Source organism: Nocardia sp. NPDC059154 (assembly GCF_042755705.1).
Classification (GTDB): domain Bacteria; phylum Actinomycetota; class Actinomycetes; order Mycobacteriales; family Mycobacteriaceae; genus Nocardia.
Map to the genome: position 1 here is coordinate 106,171 of NZ_JBHZCS010000032.1, position 8,225 is coordinate 114,395.

Consider the following 8,225-nt stretch of genomic DNA (forward strand, 5'->3'; position numbering starts at 1 on the left):
ACGAGCGCGCCGTAGCCGTCAGGTCCGTCGTGGGTCTTCACGAGGCTCACGAGTACCTCGCTCCTGCCGACATCGCGTACTCCAGCAAGCAAATCAGCACCCTCTTCACAGATTCCCGGCTACGGGCGTCACACAGCATCACGGGAACATCCGTCGGCAGGTCGAGCGCCACGCGGACCTCGTCCTCGAGATAGACATCGGCGCGGTCGAAGCAGTTGACCGCAACGATGAACGGCATTTCACGGGACTCGAAATAGTCCACCGGCGCGAAGCAGTCCTCCAATCGCCGAGTATCGGCGAGGACGACAGCGCCGAGCGCACCCGTTGAGAGCTCGTCCCACATGAACCAGAACCGGTCCTGCCCTGGGGTCCCGAACAGATAGAGGACCACCTCCGAGCTGAGGGTGATGCGGCCGAAATCCAGCGCCACCGTGGTCGTTGTCTTGTTCTCGACGCCGGCGAGATCGTCGACGCCGACGCTGAGGTCGGTGATCAGCTCCTCGGTGCGGAGCGGCATGATCTCGCTGACGGCGCCGACCATGGTGGTCTTACCGGCGCCGAACCCGCCGGCGATAAGTAGTTTTGCCACTTGAACCGTCTGCAGCCCGGCTGCGCCGAACGAATCAGAGCTTGCGAACGCCATCGAGCACCGCCTGGAGGAGAAGGGAGTCGGGGCGATTGCCTGCTGCCACAGGAGATCTCACGATGACATACCCCGAGTTGATCAGATCGCTGACGAGTACCTTCACCGCTGCGACCAACAGATTCAGATGAGCGGCGATCTCGGCGATGGACAACGGTCGGCCCTGACACATTTGCACGATGGCGCCGTACTCCCGCTCCAACGTGACCGCCGCTGTCCCCGACCCCACGGCGACCACCAATGTGAGCAGGTCGAGGTTGTGGATTCCGGAACCAGCGCGACCGCGAGTAACCGCGAACGGCCTGATCAAGGGACCGGGGTCGTCGTCCTGCCAGAAATCGATGTCGTTGTCGTTCATGGGTGGTGTTGCGTCCGAAGGGAACTGCCGGCCGAGGGCACTCGTGAACCGGTCGAGAGTTGATCACGAACCTGCCCCACGATCACGTTCAATTCGTAGGCGATCATGCCGAGATCGGCGCTCAGATCCGCGAGTAATGCGAGGCAGGTGCCGAAGCCCGCGGATGTGACGACCAGATAGCCCTGGTCGAGTTCGATCACGGTTTGCTGGAGCGCGCCCTTGCCGAATCGCATACCCACACCACGGCCCAAGCTGCACAGCGCGGACCCCATGGCCGCCAGATGCTCGGTCTGCTCACGATCCAGTCCGCGAGATGCGGCGAGCGGAAGGCCGTCCGTGGAGAGAGCCACGGCGTTCTCGGCGCCTGGGACACGGTCGACCAGACCATCGAGCAGCCAGTCCAATCCGGGTGACGCCAGCCGAACAGGGGTTTCGTTCTTCATCGTGTGGTTGCTCGTTTCATTCAGAGGAACTTGGAAAGGACGCGCGGCCCTGTCGTGTACCGCGCTGGAAGGAAGCCATCGCACCTCGTACGGCATCTGGAGTCCGCCGAACGTCGTGGCTCGTCTGATCGACGTCGGCTTCCGGTCGGCGACCATCGACCCGCAGCTCGCGTTTCAGATGCTTCTGACGTTGCCGCCGAGGTAGCTGGGTGCGGCCCTCGGTTCCTGTAACTCCCACAGAGGGTTGGCTGTCGGCTGCGGACGAGTGGGCAAATCCGTTGTCGTCCACCATGGAAACGGTGGGACCGGAGACCTCCCAGGATGAGGTCGCCGGCAATATGTCGGCCCCGCCGCGGAACCCTGAAGGCTTGGTCGCGGGAGCGGGGCGGGCCCGGCTGCGTCCAATATCAGCGTCGGCGATGTCCGGAGACTGCACAAGCGCTGCGTCGCTGGGCGATTCCCGCAGCAACCCTTCGGGAATCAGCGTGATGGCTTTGATTCCACCGTAAGCGGACTCCTGCAGACTGACGGTGAGGGATTGTCTGCGTGCGAGCCGGCCCACAACGAAGAGACCGAGGTTTCGTCTGCCCGCCAATGCCATCTCGTGGAAGTCGGGCGGATTCCGCAGGAGTTCGTTGAGTCGCTCACGTTCCTCGAACCGGATGCCGAGACCCTGATCTTCGATCTCGACAGCAACTCCGCGCCCAACGACGTTGCCGTACACCGAGACCGGTGCCTCCGGCGGGGAAAAGTCGGTCGCATTATCGATGAGCTCGGCAAGCAGATGGACAAGGTCCGCGACTGCCCGGCCCTCGACCCACACCTCTGGTACACGCACGGCACCGACGCGGGTCAGATGTTCGGTCTCCGAAACCGCACTGCGGACGATCTCTTCGAGTGAAACGGGCTTTCGCCATCGCCTGGCTGCTTCGCCGCCGCCCAGGATGAGGAGATTTTCGGCGTTTCGTCGAGCCCGTGTGGTCAGATGATCCAGGTCGAACAGGTATTGCAGCTGTTCGGGGTCGGTCTGTTTGGACTCGGCGGCATCCAGTACTTGAAGTTGCCTGCGAACCACCGCCTGGTTGCGGTTGGCGATATCGAGAAAGACTCGGCCGAACCCCGAGCGGGTACGTGCTTCGCCGACAGCCGCCGCAAGAGCGGTGCGCTGTGCGCTGATGAATGCTGCCGCAACCTGCCCGATTTCGTCCGGCCTGGTGTCCAGAGCCGTTGTCTCGGCCTCGATATCGACATCCTCGCCATTGTGAATCCGCTGCATCAGAGATGGCAGCTCCTCCTCGGCGAGCTCGAGACTGCGTGAACGCAGATTCCGTAGCCTGGTGACGAGTCGATTCGCGAGAGTTGCAGCCACCCACAGGGCTGCCAATGTCATGGCAGCCAACGCGGCCCCGCCCACGATCGACCGCGTCAGCGAATCGGTAGCCGCCGTATCGGCAGCCTTGAAGGTGTACGCGCCGTAGTTCCGAAGCAATCCGAGCAATCCGTCGTCAACCGCCTTCTCCGCGGTCAACCAGTCTTGGTACGGCATCGACAAGGTGCCGTCCTCTGCCAGGGTTTCGCGACCGAGGGCTGCAAGTTGCCACTGACGGCTTCCGGACAGATCCCGATAGGACTTTGCTGTCTGCTCGGGCAGCTGCGCAACGACGGTCTTGGCCTGCTCTTGAAACGCGCCGTCGAGGGCGGCGATCCTGCGCTGCTGGGCCGGGTCCGGGTTGCCGTGGACTGCGGCAAAAGTTGCCAAACCGACTGCGCGGGAATGAAGGTCGGCGACCTGTAGCAACGCTGCCGCGACGTATTGCTGCGCGACACTCTCGTGGTTGGGTGCGTTGCGAGCGGCGCTCTCCAGGACGCCGGCGGAGACAACCGCTACCAGCTGGGAATAGAAGCTGTCGATCTTCCCTGTGTCGGTACTTTTCGTGTCGACGGACTGTCTGACGAGCTGCAATTGCTGTGACAGGTCCTTGAAGGCGGCGCTGGATTTCGAGACTGAGCCGGCATCGATGTCCTGAAGCCCGGCGACTGCCCGACCCAGATCGGCGACCGATGTAGTTGTCTGGTTGCGTCGCACCGCCAGTTCCGCAGCGGCGGACTGTGATCCGGCCAGCGCCAGGAGACTGTCGGTCCGCTCGTCTTGGGCTGCACTGACAAATCCCAGGCTGGGGTCGGTGATCTTGCTTTGATACTGCGACCAATCGCGCGCCGATTGTGCTTGTCTTGCCAGCGACACCACGACCAAGCTGCCAGTAATCAGCAAGATGATGCTCGGGATCAGCGCGATTGCCAGCACCCTGCTCCGGATGCTCGTACGCGGTCGAAACCGCGGCAGGGCGCGATAGCGGGCCCAGCCCGTCGATCGGGTGACGGGCGCTTCTACGCCTTGCTGCATCGCGTGCTCCCTTTGCGGTGCAGTCGAATTCGCACCGAGAGTGAAGGATGTCCTGTGAAGATCGGATTATTCAACGCTTTTCCTTGGTCGATTGGGTCGGCACTCGGTGACGCGCCGATATCCAGAGCCGAGCGGGATTCGATCAGCGTTCAGCAGGTGACCGGGTGATAGGAGAGGGTTGGCGAGCGACCATCGGAGCCGAACACGCCCTCGGCCAGACGATTTGACACGAGAGCGACAACCCCCGCGCCCAGATGTCGTATCAATCATTTTCTCCGGGCCACATCCCGCCGAGTCCCGCCCGAGCTGGCATCTCGAGCGGGACATTCGCCTGGTGTCATTTCCGTAAAAGTTGGTTCAGTAAGCGGAACCCTCGGCGCTATACCGCGCTGGTCACGGTCCGAGGAACAGTTGTTCGCACGGCAGGCGCGGCAGCAACCGACAGTCGTCGATGGTGGCGCGTATCAATTCGATTGTGAACCAATGCTTTCGCCTCCAATCGTGGATCAAGTTGCGTACTGCCGCCGCGGTGGCCCTGTAGTCGAAGACCACGTCGGCCAGCCAGATTCGCACGTGGACATCACCTTCGGGCGGGAACCATCCTTCGGTAGTCATGGCCGGTCGCCATCCCCACGCATATCGTGTCAACCTTTCCGGATGAGGCACCAGCAGTCCACCTACAGCGTGGCCAGTTCCCTCTGGACCAGAGCCTCATGCTGCTCGGCATCTTCACGGGCGCGTGCTGGGCTCCAACGGCCCCCGATGATGAAAAGGAACGGCAAGAAGAGAACCTGACAGGCGAAGCAGATCCACCACCACCGCTGCCATTGGCGAGGGCTGTCTTTTGCTGCTTGCTGCACCTCCGCGCCATGTGCTGCGAGATACTGCGCATCAGCGGCGGGGATCGGCCTCGTCGCCAACTGCGTCAACCGGCTCACCGCCGCTTGCGGGTCGGAAGCCAGACCTGCCTTCATCAGGTCACCCACCGCGGCCGCGCCTGCCGCCGGATCAGCGGGGTTCTTTTGCAGCGAAGCCAGCGCCACGGGAGACACCGCAGTCGCGGTTGCGATTTGATCGTGGTACTTCGCGGCGAGAGCGGTGACCTGTGGACCCCGATCGACCAACACCGACGTGGCGGGCAACGCAGCGGCGAACACGATCAGTGCGACTGTGATGAAGGCGCGCAGCGTGCCACCCCATACAGCCAGACCGGTGGCTGTGGCCGCTGGATTATGCCTCTCGACGGTCTCGGTGAAGCTCGCCATCCACGCGCAGTACGTCATAGCCACACCGATCGCGATGACGACGAACACCACCGCGAAGGTGTAGTAAGAGGTTGCGGGCTTGGTTGCCAACACCGCGAATATGCCGGTACCGATCATCGAGATAACGGTGCCGACGGCCATGAACGGCTTACGAACGCGCAACTTGTCGGACAAGATGCCGGCCACCACGAGTGCGATCACATTGGTGATCCAATACCAGTTGCCCAGCGCATTGGCACGCGCTTCGGAGTAGCCGAAGATGGTTGCGAAATACACGATCACGAAACTGACAAGTATGTAGTAGAACATCAAGAACAGACTGATGGCCAATGCAGAGCCCACGATATCGAACTTCAACATCTGGCGCCATCCACCCTTCAGCGCCGCTTCGGGATCGATTCCTGCTGCCCGGGCCTCAATGAGTAGCCGATCGTTCATACTGACCATCAATTGGTCACGCAGGCGGGGCGACAATTCCCGCAGCCCGATGAACGCGATGGCCGCCACGATGAGTCCGGCGACGCCACAGACATAGAACTGGAATTGCCACGAAGGGTGCGAATCGAGTGTGCTGCTGGAAACCTCGGTCACGATGAGGCTGCCCAGCACCGGTCCCAATGCCCAGAAGCCCATGGCTGACGCTCGACCGAGTTGCGGCGAGAAATCGCGGATGAGCGCGGGCGTTGCCACGAGCGTCACGCCCTCCACGACACCCAGCAACGCGAATATCACCATATATGCCGTCTTATTGGATGCATGCGGCAGGCCAACCAATACCAGCAGACCGCTCGAGAACAGTCCGGCCACCACAAGGTTGGCGCGTCCCCACCTGTCGGCCAACCCCGCGGCAACGGAGGCCAGCGCACCAGCTATCGTCGAGGAGACCGCGACCCACACGTACTGTGTGAAGCTCATGCCAAAGTCGCGCATGATGTTGATAGCGACTGCGCCCTGCACATATAACTCGTAATAAAGGACAACCGTTGCAATGACGGTGATACCGAGATATACGTACCGACGCGGGCCGACTGGATAGTGCGCAAGCTGACGTTGCCACATCCAATTTCCATACGGTTTTGTAGGGGCAAGATCATTGGTCATACGATTCCCTAAATTAGCTGACGGTTCAGGGTGAGTCTCTGATGTGGCGCCAGTCACTCTCCGTGCCCAACACCTTTACAGTCGTGGTGCCGATATGCTTGATCGAGAGTGCAGTGTCGGTTGTCGATCCGTGCAATGGGCGGTAATTGGACCGCCTCGGTTCGATGGACAGTATTTGCAATGGCCGCAAGCGCATCAGCTACTTCTTGGAGACTCGCGCGGATGTAGTTGACGGTTTGTCCGGTGCGTCCGTTGGGATCGGAGTGACGGCCCCCATGTGTCCGGACTGGTGGTACCACCTTCTTTGTCGGGGCGCGGTGGCTGTCCGGTCTTCCAGCATCGGCTCTGCAACCGACAGCGGTCCGGGACTTTCGCAGGGCAGCCTCGACAGAGGCGGCCGCGCCGCACGGCTGCGGTCCCACAGGTGAGCAGGGCCCCAGAGCTGGAGGTCAGGTGCTCGATTCTCCTCAGCTCCACAGGGAAAATAATCAGGCTCGGCGAATGCCGGGCCTGATGTTGTTCAAGGCGATCACGGTCGCGCGTTCCACAGGGTGCTGACTGGCAAGGCATGGAATTTCGGCCCGAACGGGAGGGTTTCGGTGCCTGTCTAAAGCACGTATCCGGCGTCGCGCTGCGGCGGGCCGGCCTCGACGCCGTCGCGTATGAGGCGCGTACGCAGGCGGCACCCGCTACGGCGGCTGCTATGTGCCCTGGTACTCAGCGAAATATCGCCGATCGGAGTGCGGCCAGCACTCTGCCGGTGTTGGGGCCGAAGCTGAGTAGGACGCTGTCGGACATGTCGATGATCCGGTGCGCGTGCCCGGCGGGGGTTTGTGCGATGCCGGGGAGTTTGAGCAATCCCGTTGTGCCACCGATCGAATCGAGCCCGTCGGTCATGACCAGGAGGATGTCCGGGCGGGCCGCGATCATGGCCTCGCCGGTGATGGTGACGAAGGGTTCGCCGAGTCCGGCCGCAGTTCCCGCGTCTTCCGCGCCGAGGCCGGTGATCAGCGCGTCCGCGCCGGAGCCCGGGCCGGCGAGCATGGTGAGCGCCGTGCCGCGCAGATAGACGAATGCGATGCGCAACTTCGGATTCTCTGCGGGGAGAGCCGCAGTCGCGGTGGCGATTTCGGCGGTTGTGCGCTGTGCGAGTGCGACACCCTGGTCGTGGACACCCAGCGTATCGGCGATCGCCTGGATCTGTGGGCCGGTGCCGTTCAGCGTTCGTGCCGGGTCGAAGAAGACGATCGGCACCCCTGTGGCGCGCAGTTGCTCGAATACCGCGGGAGTGCCGGTGGTGGTGTCGGTCAGCAGTACGGTCGGGTGCAGGGCCAGGACGGCTTCCACGCTCATGGCCTCGCCGTCCGGGGTGACGTTGGGCAGGCCGGCGAGCGCGGGGATCTTGGCAGAGGTGCTGCGCCCGACGAGACGGCCGCCGAGGCCCAGCGCGTAGACGGTCTGTGCGAGGGTGCCGAACCTGTCGACGGCGATGATGCGACTCGAGTCCTGGATCGTCACGTCGGTGCCGTCGAAACTGTGAGCCGTGACCGGGAGCGTCGGGTGCGGGTCCGAGGCTATCGGTTGCGGGTTGGCGTCTCCCAGCGTAGCTGTGGCATTGCTCTTGGTGGCGCTGTCGCCGGTATCGGTGGCCGAGCATGCCCCCAGCCCGAGTGAGACCACCAGTCCGAGTGTGAGTATTCCGAGCTTGCCGCAGCTGAACACGCACTCAGCGTATCGGCCGGCAGCTCATCCACCGCTACTCAATTCTCGTGTGACGGACGGTGCATGTTCCTTTCCCGCAACGGCTTTCAGGTGTTCAGGATGCATTAATGTGAGCGCTCGGCCGCCCCTGTCGTCTGCCGAAGTGCCCCTGACAGGACAGGTTCGGCGTGTGCGCATGGTGAAATCGAGGGGGCTGGGGTGAACGCGGCGTGAACCACGCCGAAATGGGCGACTGACCAGGTATTTTGCCCGATTTTCGAACCGATCGGTAGCCCTGTGATGAGCGCCG

7 protein-coding genes are annotated in these 8,225 nt (G+C 62.7%); all 7 read right to left on the reverse strand.

All coding sequences use genetic code 11. From position 1 onward, the window contains the following. Nucleotides 1-46: 46 nt before the first annotated feature. The 7 genes from ACFXN1_RS26585 to ACFXN1_RS26615 all read right to left on the reverse strand — a co-directional run bounded on the left by ACFXN1_RS26585 (nucleotide 47) and on the right by ACFXN1_RS26615 (nucleotide 7,936). On the reverse strand, nucleotides 47-643 hold the full coding sequence (locus ACFXN1_RS26585) for an ATP/GTP-binding protein (protein ID WP_379439074.1): 597 nt from the start codon (nucleotides 641-643) through the stop codon (nucleotides 47-49). Then, nucleotides 624-1,001 (reverse strand): DUF742 domain-containing protein, encoded by a 378-nt coding sequence (locus tag ACFXN1_RS26590; RefSeq protein ID WP_379439072.1) that lies wholly within the window; start codon nucleotides 999-1,001, stop codon nucleotides 624-626. Before ACFXN1_RS26590 ends, ACFXN1_RS26585 begins: the two co-directional genes overlap by 20 nt. Beyond that, nucleotides 998-1,444 (reverse strand): roadblock/LC7 domain-containing protein, encoded by a 447-nt coding sequence (locus ACFXN1_RS26595; protein ID WP_379439071.1) that lies wholly within the window; start codon nucleotides 1,442-1,444, stop codon nucleotides 998-1,000. The genes ACFXN1_RS26590 and ACFXN1_RS26595 overlap by 4 nt, the downstream gene beginning before the upstream one ends. A 16-nt stretch (nucleotides 1,445-1,460) precedes the next feature. Beyond that, nucleotides 1,461-3,848, reverse strand: a complete 2,388-nt coding sequence (locus ACFXN1_RS26600; protein ID WP_379439070.1) for a nitrate- and nitrite sensing domain-containing protein — start codon at nucleotides 3,846-3,848, stop codon at nucleotides 1,461-1,463. A gap of 393 nt (nucleotides 3,849-4,241) precedes the next feature. Continuing rightward, nucleotides 4,242-4,463, reverse strand: a complete 222-nt coding sequence (locus tag ACFXN1_RS26605; RefSeq protein ID WP_379439068.1) for a hypothetical protein — start codon at nucleotides 4,461-4,463, stop codon at nucleotides 4,242-4,244. A gap of 62 nt (nucleotides 4,464-4,525) precedes the next feature. Continuing rightward, nucleotides 4,526-6,214, reverse strand: a complete 1,689-nt coding sequence (locus ACFXN1_RS26610) for an MFS transporter (protein WP_379439067.1) — start codon at nucleotides 6,212-6,214, stop codon at nucleotides 4,526-4,528. Nucleotides 6,215-6,931: 717 nt separating this feature from the next. Beyond that, entirely contained in the window at nucleotides 6,932-7,936 is a 1,005-nt protein-coding gene (locus ACFXN1_RS26615; protein WP_379439065.1) for a hemin ABC transporter substrate-binding protein, read from the reverse strand. Between the last annotated feature and the right edge of the window lie 289 nt (nucleotides 7,937-8,225).

Excerpts from the sequence above, each read along its gene's own strand:
- ACFXN1_RS26585 (WP_379439074.1), bottom strand. The coding sequence starts at position 643 with ATGGCGTTCGCAAGCTCTGATTCGTTCGGCGCAGCCGGGCTGCAGACG.
- ACFXN1_RS26590 (WP_379439072.1), bottom strand. The coding sequence starts at position 1,001 with ATGAACGACAACGACATCGATTTCTGGCAGGACGACGACCCCGGTCCC.
- ACFXN1_RS26595 (WP_379439071.1), bottom strand. The coding sequence starts at position 1,444 with ATGAAGAACGAAACCCCTGTTCGGCTGGCGTCACCCGGATTGGACTGG.
- ACFXN1_RS26600 (WP_379439070.1), bottom strand. The coding sequence starts at position 3,848 with ATGCAGCAAGGCGTAGAAGCGCCCGTCACCCGATCGACGGGCTGGGCC.
- ACFXN1_RS26605 (WP_379439068.1), bottom strand. The coding sequence starts at position 4,463 with ATGACTACCGAAGGATGGTTCCCGCCCGAAGGTGATGTCCACGTGCGA.
- ACFXN1_RS26610 (WP_379439067.1), bottom strand. The coding sequence starts at position 6,214 with ATGACCAATGATCTTGCCCCTACAAAACCGTATGGAAATTGGATGTGG.